This is a genomic window from Chryseobacterium sp. AC417, assembly GCF_979258215.1.
On record NZ_OZ409845.1, the window covers coordinates 1,523,529 to 1,537,628 of the forward strand.

Annotated in this window: 14 protein-coding genes; 7 read left to right on the plus strand and 7 right to left on the minus strand. The window is 34.1% G+C overall.

Going from position 1 to position 14,100, the window contains the following annotated elements; translation table 11 throughout:
- Positions 1 to 7: 7 nt before the first annotated feature.
- The 4 genes from ACZZ9T_RS07405 to ACZZ9T_RS07420 all read left to right on the plus strand — a co-directional run bounded on the left by ACZZ9T_RS07405 (position 8) and on the right by ACZZ9T_RS07420 (position 2,465).
- Positions 8 to 463 carry a hypothetical protein gene (locus ACZZ9T_RS07405; RefSeq protein ID WP_463441530.1) on the plus strand — a complete coding sequence of 152 codons (456 nt, stop codon included), beginning with the start codon at positions 8 to 10 and terminating at the stop codon, positions 461 to 463.
- Positions 464 to 467: 4 nt separating this feature from the next.
- Entirely contained in the window at positions 468 to 1,094 is a 627-nt protein-coding gene (locus ACZZ9T_RS07410; RefSeq protein ID WP_463441531.1) for a DUF1684 domain-containing protein, read from the plus strand.
- Positions 1,095 to 1,099: 5 nt separating this feature from the next.
- Positions 1,100 to 1,582: a GNAT family N-acetyltransferase gene (locus tag ACZZ9T_RS07415; protein ID WP_463441532.1), complete on the plus strand. Its 483-nt coding sequence runs from the start codon at positions 1,100 to 1,102 to the stop codon at positions 1,580 to 1,582.
- Between the two features lie 73 nt (positions 1,583 to 1,655).
- Positions 1,656 to 2,465 carry a glucose 1-dehydrogenase gene (locus tag ACZZ9T_RS07420; RefSeq protein WP_463441533.1) on the plus strand — a complete coding sequence of 270 codons (810 nt, stop codon included), beginning with the start codon at positions 1,656 to 1,658 and terminating at the stop codon, positions 2,463 to 2,465.
- Between the two features lie 4 nt (positions 2,466 to 2,469).
- Here ACZZ9T_RS07420 and recO read toward each other — a convergent pair whose 3' ends face one another.
- From recO to ACZZ9T_RS07440, 4 genes are read right to left on the minus strand one after another with little or no spacing between them, the layout of a single operon-like run.
- Positions 2,470 to 3,156: a DNA repair protein RecO gene (recO, locus tag ACZZ9T_RS07425; protein WP_463441534.1), complete on the minus strand. Its 687-nt coding sequence runs from the start codon at positions 3,154 to 3,156 to the stop codon at positions 2,470 to 2,472.
- Entirely contained in the window at positions 3,156 to 5,447 is a 2,292-nt protein-coding gene (gene porZ / locus ACZZ9T_RS07430; RefSeq protein WP_463441535.1) for a type IX secretion system anionic LPS delivery protein PorZ, read from the minus strand. The genes recO and porZ overlap by 1 nt, the downstream gene beginning before the upstream one ends.
- A gap of 1 nt (position 5,448) precedes the next feature.
- A complete protein-coding gene (locus ACZZ9T_RS07435) occupies positions 5,449 to 6,399 on the minus strand; it encodes a bifunctional metallophosphatase/5'-nucleotidase (protein ID WP_463441536.1) in 951 nt (316 codons plus the stop codon).
- Entirely contained in the window at positions 6,399 to 7,154 is a 756-nt protein-coding gene (locus ACZZ9T_RS07440; protein ID WP_463441537.1) for a 5'-nucleotidase C-terminal domain-containing protein, read from the minus strand. The genes ACZZ9T_RS07435 and ACZZ9T_RS07440 overlap by 1 nt, the downstream gene beginning before the upstream one ends.
- Positions 7,155 to 7,258: 104 nt before the next feature.
- Between ACZZ9T_RS07440 and dapA the strand changes: the two genes are divergently transcribed.
- From dapA to ACZZ9T_RS07455, 3 genes are all read left to right on the plus strand, one after another.
- Positions 7,259 to 8,131, plus strand: coding sequence for a 4-hydroxy-tetrahydrodipicolinate synthase (dapA, locus tag ACZZ9T_RS07445; RefSeq protein WP_463441538.1), 873 nt, complete (start codon positions 7,259 to 7,261; stop codon positions 8,129 to 8,131).
- 153 nt (positions 8,132 to 8,284) lie between these two features.
- A complete protein-coding gene (locus ACZZ9T_RS07450) occupies positions 8,285 to 8,782 on the plus strand; it encodes a GNAT family N-acetyltransferase (RefSeq protein WP_463441539.1) in 498 nt (165 codons plus the stop codon).
- 14 nt (positions 8,783 to 8,796) lie between these two features.
- The gene (locus tag ACZZ9T_RS07455; RefSeq protein ID WP_463441540.1) at positions 8,797 to 9,459 is read left to right on the plus strand and encodes a hypothetical protein; all 663 of its coding nucleotides are present in this window, start codon (positions 8,797 to 8,799) and stop codon (positions 9,457 to 9,459) included.
- Positions 9,460 to 9,597: 138 nt separating this feature from the next.
- Here the strand turns inward: ACZZ9T_RS07455 and recG are convergent, their stop codons facing one another.
- The 3 genes from recG to ACZZ9T_RS07470 form a co-directional block, all read right to left on the minus strand.
- Positions 9,598 to 11,682: an ATP-dependent DNA helicase RecG gene (recG, locus tag ACZZ9T_RS07460; protein WP_463441541.1), complete on the minus strand. Its 2,085-nt coding sequence runs from the start codon at positions 11,680 to 11,682 to the stop codon at positions 9,598 to 9,600.
- A gap of 124 nt (positions 11,683 to 11,806) precedes the next feature.
- Entirely contained in the window at positions 11,807 to 12,340 is a 534-nt protein-coding gene (locus tag ACZZ9T_RS07465) for a thioredoxin family protein (protein ID WP_463441542.1), read from the minus strand.
- Positions 12,341 to 12,370: 30 nt separating this feature from the next.
- Positions 12,371 to 14,044: a peptide MFS transporter gene (locus ACZZ9T_RS07470; protein WP_463441543.1), complete on the minus strand. Its 1,674-nt coding sequence runs from the start codon at positions 14,042 to 14,044 to the stop codon at positions 12,371 to 12,373.
- Positions 14,045 to 14,100 lie beyond the last annotated feature (56 nt).

A 14,100-nucleotide genomic window follows, 5' to 3' on the forward strand; every position in this document is an offset into this window, starting at 1 on the left:
ATAAGTAATGTGCAATTTATTCGCAACCTCAAATTACTCATTACCAATTACTCATCACCCATCAACCATGGAAGAAGTCATTGTAAAACCCGTTATTGCAAAAGAATTGCTGGAATCTCTTCAGACTAAAATAGATGAAGAGAAGCAGGTCATTGTGCATTGTTGTTTTCCTGCTTCACCATTTTTGGGAAACCTCATCAGAATCTGGAATACAACCTATCTTATGGATACCACTTCAGGTCACCAGAGTAACTTGATTCATGCTGAAAACATTACCATTTATCCCAACTGGACAGTTGTACCTTTTATGAAAGATTTTTGGTTTACCTTAGTGTTTTCCGGACTTCCGAAAGATTGTACAAGTTTTGATTTCAAAGAAATTATTCCCGAAGAAGGTGGTTTTTTTGTGAAATCAATCAAAAGAAATTCTTCAGATATTTACAGAATTAAAATTTCAGAATAATTCAATGAAAAATTACATCCTATTTTTATTTTTACTATTTCCGGTATTTGGATTTTCTCAAAATAATAAACAGAAATCACAAGAAATTGAAGAGATCAAAAAATTTCAGCAAGATCTGAATAAAGAATACTCAGATCCGAAAGAAACCCCTTTGAGAGGCGATAATTTTACGAAATTTAAACAACATCCTTTCTTTCCGATTGATTTGAAATACAGAATTACTGCGAAATTTATCAAAACTGAAAACCCACAACCTTTTAATTTACCAACATCTTCCGGCAAATCAAAATTGTATCAGGAATTTGGTAAAGCAACGTTTGATTTAGATGGAAAACCGTATTCCTTATCGATTTACCAAAGTTTAGATTTAATGAAAATAGAGGAGTATAAAGATCATCTTTTTCTGCCTTTTCGTGATGAAACCAACAACAAAGAAACGTATGGCGGAGGAAAATATATGGATCTGAAAATCCCAGACGGAAATACGATTGTACTAGATTTTAATCAGTCGTATCAGCCTTTCTGCGCTTACAATGCTTATGATTACCATTGCCCGATTGTTCCTGAAGAAAACAAACTTGAAGTTGAAATAAAAGCAGGAGTGATGTACGAAGATATTTATCATCATTAAAAAATATGACTGAATTAAAGTTTTATCAGCCTGAAGACCTTCCTGAACTTGATTATGTTCTGGATGATATTCAGTCGCAGTATACGGCAACGGCAAGGCAATCTTTAGAAAGAATAGAAGCAAGAAATCTCAAAGGAGACTTTTTTGCTTACCCGATTACGATTTTCTATGAGGAAAAAGTGGCAGGATTTTTTGTACTTGATTTTGGAGACGATAAATTTGATCTCACAGAGAATCCGGATTCTGTTTTGCTTCGTTCGTTATCTGTAAACCCGGATTTTCAGGGAAAAAGCATCGGGAAATCAGCAATGATTGAAGTGGATTATTTCATAAGAGAGCATTTTGCAGACTGCAATGAAATTGTTTTAGCGGTGAACGAAAAAAATACCTCAGCTTTTCAATTGTATGTCAAAAGCGGATATGACTTTGAAGGAAAGACCAGAGAAGGCAGAAGCGGACCACAATTTATAATGTTTAAAAAGCTTTAAAATAATTTAAAATAAAATTCTAAGTTTGGCGTGATACTTTCAATGATTTTTAAACATTATTGAAATACTAATCATGGAAATATCACTAAAAAATCAAGTCGCCATTATCACAGGTGCATCCAGCGGAATAGGAACAGGAATTGCAAAATCTATCGCAGAAGCCGGAGCTACGGTAATCATCAATCATTCTTCAGAAAAATCTTACGAAAATGCTCAGGAAGTTTTAAAAGAAATCACTGATGCCGGTGGAAATGGCATCACTTATCAATGTGATGTTTCCAAGGAACATGAAGTGATTGAAATGTTTAAAGAGGTCATCGAAAAATTCGGAACAGTTGATATTTTGATTAATAATGCCGGAATTCAGAAAGATGCAAAGTTCACGGAAATGACATTAGACGATTGGAATGCAGTAATGGGAGTCAATCTTACGGGACATTTTCTCTGTTCACGAGAAGCTATTAAAGAATTTCTCCGTCGCGGAATAGATACTTCGCGTTCTGTTGCCTGTGGAAAAATTATTCATATCAGTTCCGTTCACGAAGTCATTCCTTGGGCAGGTCACGCCAATTATGCAGCAAGTAAAGGGGCGATAAAAATGCTGATGCAGACGTTAGCACAGGAATATGGAGCAGATAAAATACGGGTGAACTCCATTGGTCCGGGAGCAATTCAGACTCCGATTAATAAAGACGCATGGGAGAGCAAAGACGCCTTAAATTCTTTGCTGGAGCTTATTCCTTACAACAGAATCGGTCAACCGAAAGATATTGGTAATCTGGCGGCTTTTTTAGCCAGTGATTTGGCAGATTATATTTCGGGAGCAACTATTTTCGCAGATGGCGGAATGACCAGTCTTGAAAGTTTTTCAGACAATGGTTAAACATCTATTCAAATATCTGCTGTAGGATTTCTAGAGAATTTGGCGTTTTAAAATCTGAAATATGGTAATGATAATACACAAGAATACTGTCTAAGAATTTTTTTCTTTTGGCAGATAAAATCTTAATTTCATAAGGATTGGATGACAAAATAATGTTTTTCCAAAACAGCGAAATCTCTTCATCGAAAAGCGGATGGCTTGAAAAAGGAGAAAATGTTCCGGTTTCCGGATCAAGAAAATTTCCTTCACCTAAAAGTGGTGCAACTCCTTGAATTTTTAATATTTTAATTAAAAAAATAAGATGAGCCTGGTAATTTTTGCTGCTAAGCTGATCTATGAATTCATCGATCACATAAAAAACGACAGGATTTTTATTTTCATTTCTTAAAATTTGGTTTAAAAAATCTGAAATAAAAAATACAACAGCGTTGGCTTTGATATCTGTGTAAACGTCATGCAGATGCAGCATCTCCATAGTTGATATCGTTTGCATACTGCCCGTTTTACCAATACGGATTGAAAAATTCAGCTTATTTAATGGCAAAAGAAAGGCTTTCTTCTTATTCTTCTTGGTATAAATACCTCTTAGAAAATAAGTCTGAAAGCCTTCCTCTTCGGTAAAACAATGCAGAATTGCATCGTTCTCACCATATTTTATAAACGAAAGTAAAAAACCGTTTTGAGAATTCATTAATTAACAACAGCTATTTTTGCAGTTGCTTTGTCGCTTGCATCTTCATTAGTCATCAAAACAAAATAAATTCCTGATGCTACTCTTTTACCTTTCTGGTTATTAAGATCCCATTCGTAATATCCTGATCTTGCAACCGCAGAATGTACAATATTTCCGGCTGCATCGGTAATTCTGATGTTTGTTTTTTCTGCCAATCCTTTTATGGTAACGTTTCCTTTAAACTGCGAATACACTACAGGATTCGGATATACCAAAACATTCCCGAAACCTGAATTGACATCAGCTACATCACCTTGATAGGTGACAATCCCTTGGTAGGTGACAAAATACACCTTTCCTGTTTTTTTATCAACTTTAATGTCTGTAACTGAGTTGGTAGGCAATGGTGAATTTTCTTTTGTAAAACGCTTGATAATCTGCTCACCGGAAGCAGAAAGATAATACACTCCGCCACCATCAATGGATACCCATTTTTGGTTGCCTCCATCTACTTCGATCTGTAAAATCTGAGAATCTCTGAATAACTCTTCTGCAAGACCGCCCTGTTCGATCACTATTGGTTCTACTGTGGGATCATTTTTTATTTCTGCAGCAGCATTGGGAAGTATTCGCAGTCCTGAATCGCTTCCTATCCATGCATCACCAGATTTATCGATTGCTATGGACAGTGTTCCGCCAGAATTAGAAGGTAATCCGTTTGATTCACTTAGAAAAGTTGTTGTGTCATCTCCTAAGCTTTGTGTTTTTTTTGTGTCGTACACAAGAAAATTATTTGATCTCGGCAACGGTGTCCAGAATAAATTTTCATAATATATTGGCTGTTGTATACCATTACTGGTAATTCCTGTAATATATTTTATCAGAAAATCATCTGTTGCCCTGTCATAATAGGTAAATGCAGGTGATGCGGCGTTCGCAGTGGCAAATGCCATACTGCAAAAAAGATTATTTTGATCGTCTAAAACAAATCCTACGGGTCTGTTTAAAAAGTTATTTAAAGGTAATGAAGGGTCAATAGCATCTAAGCCATATCTTTTTACAAATTCAAAATCTTTACTTCCTGCATTGTACTTCATTTTGTAAATACCATGACCGGGCGCATTATTATAATTGCTAAAGAAAAAGTCGTTGGGATTCACAGGATCTGCAATAACATCTAAAATATTGAAAGTAGTGGTGCTTCCTACAAAATATGAAGAATATATCCATTGCATTCCGTCAAAATAATAGAATCCGGGATTTTTTGCATTGAATAAATTAATGTTAAATCCATCTGCTCTTCCTCCTGAAGAAACCAGAAGCTTATTATCATTGAATAGTCTTATTTTATAAGCATAATTAAAATACGGTCCGTCGGGTTTAAAAATTACATTATCTTCACTTTTTAAACCGGATAAAATAGTTCCGCAATATATTTTTGAGCCGACTTTTGTTGCAGTATTACATTCTTCTCCAACGGTAACAGATCCTGCAAAAGTTCCATTGATGTTATAATTATAAATTCTGCTCGCATCTGTAACAATAATATTATCAGAATTAACCACCACATCACTCACATTTCCAAATGTTTGTGATAGAGGAGTAGAAACTCCATTATTGTATATATAAGTTGTAGTCGGGGAAGAGAAAGCCAATGTGTTTTCCGAATCTATATCCGTAAAATTACCTGCCAATTCTGTAGTCCACGTAGAGAAAACCGGAAATGTTGTATTTAATTCATGAGTTTTTAATCCGGTATTCGTTACAGAAAAAACTTTGTTGTCTTTTATCGTTGCTTCATTACTCGCCTGGTAAATTCCGCCGCTTACAAAAAACGCAGAATCATCAAATTCCTTATCATTTAAATTAAATATAGAAACTCCATAGCCTACAGAAACTACAGCTCTGTCGCCTGTAATTGAGATATGGTTAATTTTTTTACTTGCATTATATCCCGTTGCAATAGGAATATCCACTATATAGGTAATTCCTTGTGGAGTAATAACATCCAAAGATCCGTTTTCGTATCCCACAAGACCAATTTTTGTCTGTGGATTATAATCAAAAGCAGAAATTTTAACTTCATGAAGACCGTTTGCCTTAGAAAGTTTCGCAATTTCACCTGTTGAAACAGTATAATAGAAAATTCCATTTTCTGTGGCAGCGATGATTTTTCCGTTATCTTCTTTTAATGCCAGAACATTGTTGTAAGAAAACAGATCTTGCCATTTTTTAGATGAAATATTTTGAGCCTTCACCATCTGGAAAGTTGCCAGAATACCAAGAGAAATTATAGAGAATTTTTTCATATTATGCTGTTATACTGCTGTCGATTGCCTGATTGTTCCAGGAAATCTGTTGTACATTTTTATTTTTATCAAAAAAGAAATCTATTCTTCCCAAAAGAAGACCTGCCCAGCCTACTTGGTTTACCAGAACATTTTTTCCTTGTCTGTTTTTAAAATTCTGCGGCTCTGGCAAAAAAGTATGGGTGTGACCTCCCAAAATTAAGTCGATATTTTCTGTTTTTGAAGCTAAAACTTTATCACTTATTTTTTCCTGATCATCTTTATAATCATATCCGATGTGCGAAAGACAAATCACAAGATCACATTTTTTCTCATTTTTCAGGAAATTAGAATAATGTTGTGCTACATCAATCGGGTCAGACCAAACGGTTTCCTGAAATTGCTTTTTCCCGACCAGGCCGTCAAGCTGAATCCCAACACCGAAAATTCCGACTTTGATTCCGTTTTTATTAAAAATTTTATAAGGAGAAGTTTTTCCGTCTAAAATAGTATTTTTAAAATCATAATTAGAACAGATAAAAGGAAATTTTGCATTCGGTAAAACTTTCAAAAATCCATCTAAACCATTGTCAAAGTCATGATTTCCCATTGTGGAAGCATCATATTTCATCATCGACATCAGTTTAAATTCCAATTCGCCTCCGAAAAAATTAAAATAAGGAGTTCCCTGAAAAATATCACCGGAATCCAGCAATAAAAGATTATTTTCTTCGCTTCTGATTTTCTGAATTAGACTTGCTCTCCTTGCAAAACCACCCTGATTAGGATTTCTTGTGTAACTTTCATCAAAAGGCTCTATTCTGCTGTGCTGGTCGTTGGTATGAAGAATCGTCAATTTATTAGCAGATTTGAAAGAATTTAAACTCAATTCTTCTGCCATGATCAGATTTGGAGCTAAAGTCATTGCTAAAGTTCCGCCAGTTACCGTTTTTAAAAAACTTTTTCTATCCATTATTTCTTCCCGATAAATTGTAAACGAACTTCTGCTTTAGGATCAATTTCCTGATTTTTCTTAAAATATTCAATAAACAAATCTCTGAGCTTAATCCCGGTTGCAATATATTCTCCTTTACTGAAAAACTTCATATTATCTCCTCCCAAAGCTAAATAATCAGATGTTGCAATATAATAATTCTGAGCAGGATTGACTATATTTCCATTGATTAAACTTTTTGAAAGAGTACCGTGATTTGTTTCAATATACAAATGAGATACAGGATTATTGACCTGGTTTTTGGCATAATAATCAAAAAGACCCTGTAAATCCGAACCTTTCATTTTTACAATGATTACCTCATTTTCAAAAGGCATTACTTCAAAAACATTTTTGAGCAGAATGTCACCTTTCCCAATGGTAGTACGGATTCCCCCGATATTGATTAAAGCTGCATCAACGTTTTTGTTAAGATTTTTTTTTGCCCAGATATCTGCTCCGTCAAAAGTATAATCTGCTAGAAGATTCCCCAGATTGCTGTTATCGCCTTCTTTTGTTAAATCAACATTGGTATGAGAGATTTTTTGGTTCATCTCTTTGTTGAGTTTCAAAGTATACGGCTCGATAAACTGATCAAATTCCGAATTACTTTTCAGTTCATTATTAATAGGAATATTCTTCTGTGTCTGCACATTGGCAACCTGCAACGATGTCGTTTTACAGGCTGTGAGCGAAAACAGGGCAATTCCTAATAATAAGAATTTATTTTGCATAATCTTTAGTATGTGCAAATATAATTATATGTATAATAAAACAGGATTAAATATTGTAAATTCTTGTATGAAATTGTTAAATTTGGAGAAAATAATTCGAACAGATGAGCATTTTAAAAGGAGTAGGTGTTGCTTTGGTAACGCCCTTTAATGAAGATTTATCCGTAGATTTCGAAAGTTTGACAAAACTTGTTGAGTACAACATCGAAAACGGAACCAACTATTTGGTAGTATTGGGAACTACAGCAGAAGCTGCCACACTTTCTTCAGACGAGAAGAAACAGGTCGTTGAGCATATCATTAAGGTCAATAATAAACGTCTTCCTCTGGTTTTAGGAATTGGCGGAAACAATACTCTTGAAGTCAAACAGCAAATTGAAGAAACAGATTTATCTGATTTTACAGCGGTTTTATCGGTGTCTCCATATTACAATAAACCTAATCAGGAAGGTCTTTACCAGCATTATAAAGTTTTGGCTTCTACCGGAAAAAATATCATCATCTATAACGTTCCTTCAAGAACCGGACAGAATGTTGAGGCGGAAACAACTTTACGTTTGGCAAAAGAATTTCCTAATTTGTTTTTAATAAAAGAAGCTTCGCCAAATATTCTTCAGTATTTTGATATTTTAAGAAAAAAGCCGGAAGGTTTTGATTTGGTTTCAGGAGATGATGAATTTACGCTTCCTGTTACTTTAGCTGGTGGAAACGGAGTGATTTCTGTGATCGGACAAGGTTATCCGAAAGAATTTTCTACAATGGTTCAGTTGGCTTTCGATAAAAAAGTGGATGAAGCTTATGAAATTCACAATAAATTGGTTGAAATTACAAGATTGATTTTTGCAGAAGGAAACCCTTCCGGAATTAAGGTTGTTTTAGCAGAAAAAGGATTAATTAAAAATTATTTGAGACTTCCATTAGTTCCGGCTTCAGAAGGGCTATATGCGAAAATTAAAGCTGAAATGACGAAAATATAATTATATTAAAAGTCAATTTATATAAAATACTAAAAGTGAAAGGCTTAATGCTTTTCACTTTTTTAATCTCAAGCCTTTGTTGAATCAAAAGCATTTGCGAACGAAAATGTACATTTTGTTTTATCAAACTTAGCGTAAACATTATTTACACCTATGAAACTAATCAAAGCAACAGAAAAAGATATTCCCCTGATTCAGGATTTAGCAAAAAGATCTTGGGAGCATGCTTATGCAGACATTCTTTCAAAAGAACAAATGGAATATATGCTCGACACAATGTATTCTGAAGCTGTAATTTCAGAACATTTAAAAAATCCTAACTATCATTATTATCTTGTTTTTGATGAGAAATTGAATTTGTATGATGGCTTTTTAGGTTACCAAAATCATTATGAAAATCAAACAACTAAACTTCATCGGATTTATCTCGTTCCTGAAAGCAAAGGAAAAGGTTTAGGAAAAAAGACGCTTGAATTTCTCAATGAAAGAGTAAAACAAAGCGGTGATAACAGAATTATTTTAAATGTGAATAAATACAATTCTGCACAGAAATTTTATGAATCTCAAGGCTACAAAGTTTTTGATGAAGGTGTTTTTGAGATAGGGAATGGTTTTGTAATGGATGATTATTTGATGGAGAAATCAGTTTAAAAACTAAAATATTTATGAAACATTTATTTTTAATTTTCGCTGTTTTATTTTTCAATATTTGTTTTGCTCAGGATGATTTAGAACTTAAAATAATTAATGATACAATTAAAAAAGTTTCCATATTTGATGACAACAACATTGTTTATTCTCTGAAAAATAATTCCGATAAAACGTATCAAATTATTTTAGATAATGATGAATTCAATGAACACGGGGAGTACTATGTAGAGCCACAGTTTGTTGGATTTCCGGATTATTATGTTTTTGAAAAGAATAAACTTTTAATTCCAGATGGCGTATCCGATAGCGATGGTAATCAATTTAATATTGACAAAAAAAGTGTTGATTTAAGAAAATTTAATCGGAATTTCAACAAAATTTTTAATAAAAGTGATATTGAGGTTGCGTTTAGAATCAGTTCCAAGATTTTAAAATTGAAACCTGGAGAAGAGAAGTATTTTTCGACTAGAGTTAATTTTCCAAGGTACAGAAGAAGATATATTGATTTGAAAAACAAATCTGAATATTATTTCCAAATCAGTCTGCAGATACCAAATGAAATTACAGAAAAATTTTATATTCCGATAAAAGAAAAGAGCAGTGATGAAAATGTTTTTACAGGTCAGATATTTTCAAACAAAGTTCCTTTGATTTATGAGGTTTATAATGACAAATGAAAATATGTGTCTGTAGATTCTATCATTGGGATCTTGCATTTATATGAATAATTATTAGAAAGTTTTAAAATCAATAGAAATGGGCTTTAGCACTTTTGTTTTAAAGAAAAATCCATTGGCTTTAGCCCAAATTGAAAATCACGATATCTTACTCCACTTATTTTTCCCTTTATAATATTGTAGATAATAATTTTTAATAATCTGATGATCCGTTCTTGTAAGCAAAGGATCTACTTCTAGAATCTTTTCAACGATATTTTTGGTATTTTTAATAATTTCTGCATCATTTACCAGATCTAGCTTTTTAAAATCTACAACACCGCTTTGCTGTGTTCCCAAAATGTCACCGGGACCCCGCAACTGCATATCAACCTCAGAAATTTTAAAACCGTCGTTGGTTTCCGTCATGGTTTTAATTCTCGTGCGGCTTTCTGTGGATAATTTATCCGAAGTCATCAGAATACAGTAGCTCTGTTCGGCTCCTCTTCCCACACGACCACGTAACTGATGAAGCTGCGATAGCCCAAATCTTTCTGCACTTTCAATAACCATCACGGATGCATTCGGAACATTAACGCCCACTTCAATAACCGTTGTTGCAACCATAATCTGAGATTTTCCGGATGCAAAATAATTCATTGCAGCATCTTTTTCGTCAGGCTTCATTTTCCCGTGGAGCATGGTTACATGATAATTGGAGAAATTTTCCATGACATGTTCCAGTCCTTCCATCAGATTTTTGTAATCCAGCGTTTCAGATTCTTCGATTAGTGGATAAACGAAATAAATCTGTCTGCCTTTTCTGATTTCTTCATGACAGAAATTATATACATACGCACGATCTTTTTCTCTTCTGTGAGCAGTAATAATAGGTTTTCTGCCAACCGGCATTTCGTCAATTACAGAAACATCAAGATCAGAATAAAAACTCATCGCCAGAGTTCTAGGAATCGGTGTTGCAGTCATTACCAGAATATGCGGCGGGATTTTATTTTTTGCCCAAAGTTTTGCCCGTTGTGCTACCCCAAATCTGTGCTGCTCATCAATGATGGCAAGACCAAGATTTTTAAATTTTACTTTATCTTCCAAAACCGCATGAGTTCCTACTAAAATTGAAAGTTCACCATTTTCCAGTTCTTCATGAATGATCTTTCGGGCAGAAGTTTTTACCGAACCTGTGAGAATGTTTACTTTAATTTCGGTGTCTTTCAGTAAATCTTTGATGCCGTTATAATGTTGCTGTGTGAGAATTTCAGTGGGAGCCATCAAACAGCTTTGGAAGCCATTATCAAGCGCAATCAGCATCGTCAAAAGGGCAACCATCGTTTTTCCTGAACCCACATCGCCCTGCAAAAGTCTGTTCATTTGGATGGGTTTTCTCATGTCAGACCTTATTTCCTTCAAAACTCTTTTTTGTGCATTGGTCAGTTCAAAAGGCAAATGATTTTCGTAAAAACTGGTGAAATAATCTCCCACAATCGGAAACGGATTTCCCTGTGATTTTGTTTTGTGATGTGCTTTTTTTAAACCAAATCCCAACTGAAAAAAGAAAGATTCCTCAAATTTTAATCTCAGATTGGCTTTTTCAAAAGATTCTAAATTTTCTGGGAAATGAATATTCAGAAATGTTTGTTGTCTGGAAAGAAATTTCATAGAGTTCATTAGATATCCAGGAAGATTTTCCTGAATTAAATTCGGAATTTCTTTACAAATATTTCTCAAAATTACCTGAAAAAACTTTTGATTCAGACCTCTTTTCGTAAGCTTCTCAGAACTTGAATAAATCGGACGAAGTCGGTTGTCTTTTTCTTTGTTTTCATCCAATTCAATTTCCGGATGCGGCATCGAAAACTGATTGTTGAACGCATTTATTTTTCCAAAAATAAAAACCTCACGATTCACAGGAAGCTGCTCTTTCAGCCATTTTGAATACTGAAACCAAACCAGATCCATACTTCCAGTATCATCATTGAATTTTGCGGTCAGTCTCTTGATTTTTCCGTTGTGAATTTCCTGAACATTAGAGATTTTACCTTTTAGCTGAATTTCAATATTGCTTTCCTGAAGGCTTCCGATTTTATAAACTTTATTTTTGTCGATGTACCGAATCGGATAAAAGTGTAAAAGGTCTTCTACGGTAGAAATTCCAATCACATTTTTGATGAGTTTGGCTCGTTCAGGACCGATTCCTTTGATGAATTCTATGGATGTATCTAAAGTCAAAGGTAAGAAAGATGCGAATTTCGGTAAAATTTAGAAATAAAAAAAGCTTTCGGATTTGAAAGCTTTCGGTATCATTTATTTTGTTATCGCAGATTGAGCATATTTTATTTAATCAAAAAGTATATTAATCTTTTATATTCGATTTAAATTTTTTCTGATAATCTTCCCACTCTTCACGGGTCTTTATCTTTTTAAATAAATCGTTTGACATTAAGGTAAGATAAGGTTCAAGTTCTTTAGCCGAAAGTTCTCCCTGTAAAATAGTAATCGGCGCTCCGTTTTCATCTAAGAATACCGTGCTTGGTACTGCTCCTACATTCATAAACTGCGTAAATTCATGTAAAGAATTTCTTCCTTTCTTTTTTGTGGTATTTTCATTTGAAAATGTTCTTCCAAATATGGTGATTGCTTTTTTATCTTCTGCGTCGAATTTCACAGGATAAAAATTCTGATTCAAAAACTCGGAAATTACAGCATGACCGTACGTTTTCTTATCCATAATCTTGCACGGACCGCACCAATCTGCGTAGAAATCAATCAGGATTTTTTTTGGCTGAACTTTTTGTGCATTGAGAGCTTCTTCAATGGTCATCCATTTTACCTGCGCAAAATTCAGACTGATAAAGGAAAGGAAAAGTATGATGAATATTTTTTTCATGATTTGATATTTATGCAAGTTACAGAGACATTATTTTACCTCCTGCATCAATTTTTTAATTAAAGGAGATATCAAAATCAGTACCACTCCGGCAACTATCGCATAAATCGCCAATTGTTTGTAACCTTCTGTGTAAGTTATCAATGCTTCATAGTTGGATGCTTCTTCTTTTGTGGAAACTAAACCTGCACCTATGATTCCGGCGACATATTGACCGTAAGCAGATGCTAAAAACCACATTCCCATCATCATTCCCTGTAGGTTTTTGGTGGAAAGTTTTGTCATGATCGATAATCCGATAGGAGAGAGGCAAAGTTCTCCCAAAGTGATAATCAATAAGGCAATTGTAAAGAAATTCAGTGAGGTAATTCCTCGTAAATCTGCGAAAAACCTGGTCGCAAAAAGCACATAATAACCCAATCCGAGGAAAATAAATCCTAAACCAAACTTAATAATGGTATTGGGTTCTATTTTTCTTTTGCTCATCCAAATCCATAAAAGACCTAGAAGTGGAGCCAAGAAAATAATAAAAAATGCACCTCCGGAATTATTGACCCCATTCGGGTCTAATCCTAAAAGGTCTTTATTTAAATTTTTGGCTGCAAAAATACTTAGTGAACCGCCGCTTTGTTCATAAATTCCCCAGAATAGTATTGAAAATAATATGAAAACCAATGCTGCCCAAAGTTTCCTGCGCTCGGCTGAAGTTACTTTAGACATTTCGTAGAACAGATAAATCAATGTTAAAGGTCCTACTGTCCACATAAAATAATCGGTATATTCCGGAACGGAAACCATAAGCATTATCACAGGAACAAATACTAAAGAAATTATATACACCACATATTTTAAAAATTTTCCTCCTAAATAGATGAGATAAGAAATTGCCGCATATACGATGGTGAATGCAACCAAGCTTAAAATAAGTTTTGGAGAATCTGTTTTAAGCACTGAACTGTCTAGAAATCTGATAAACATTCTCGCAAAAAATAAATAAACGAGAACTACAGAAATAATAAATTTTGTAAGATTTTTCTTTGTAATAACTTTACTTAGTTCCGGTTCTAAACCAATTGTTCCCAAGCTTTTTTGTGTAAATGCGAAATTAATTAAACTGATAACCATTACAACGGCAGCTAAACCGAAAGCTACATTCCAACGAAATTCTTCCGAGATAAAACCTCCGAAAAGCTCGCCTTTACCGATTGCGATACATAAGTAACCGCCCAATAATGCGCCTAAATTTATTCCTGCATAAAAAAGTGAAAATCCCGCATCTGCTCTTGAATCATTTGGCTTATACAACTGACCGACCATTGAGGAAATATTGGGTTTGAAAAATCCGGTTCCGACAACAGTAAAAGCTATTCCTAAAAAGAAAAATTGATGCGGATCTGCGGCTAAAATTAAACTTCCGATAATCATTAGCAATCCACCCCAGAAAAGTGATTTCCTGAACCCTAAAATTTTATCAGCAAAAAGTCCGCCCACAAATGTAAATGCATACACGAAAGCCTGTGTGGCTCCGTACTGCAGATTGGCTTCTTTTTCATGAAAATTGAGTTGTGAAATCATAAAGAAAACCAGCATTCCGCGCATTCCGTAGAAGCAAAATCGTTCCCACATTTCTGAGAAAAATAATGACCAGATTTGCTTGGGGTATTTTCCTTTGAAATTTTGTATCTCTTCCAGCGTTAGGTTCATAGGTAAGTATGTTTTCTAATGATTTATTTTGATTTGTAAATAAAAATATTTTTTTA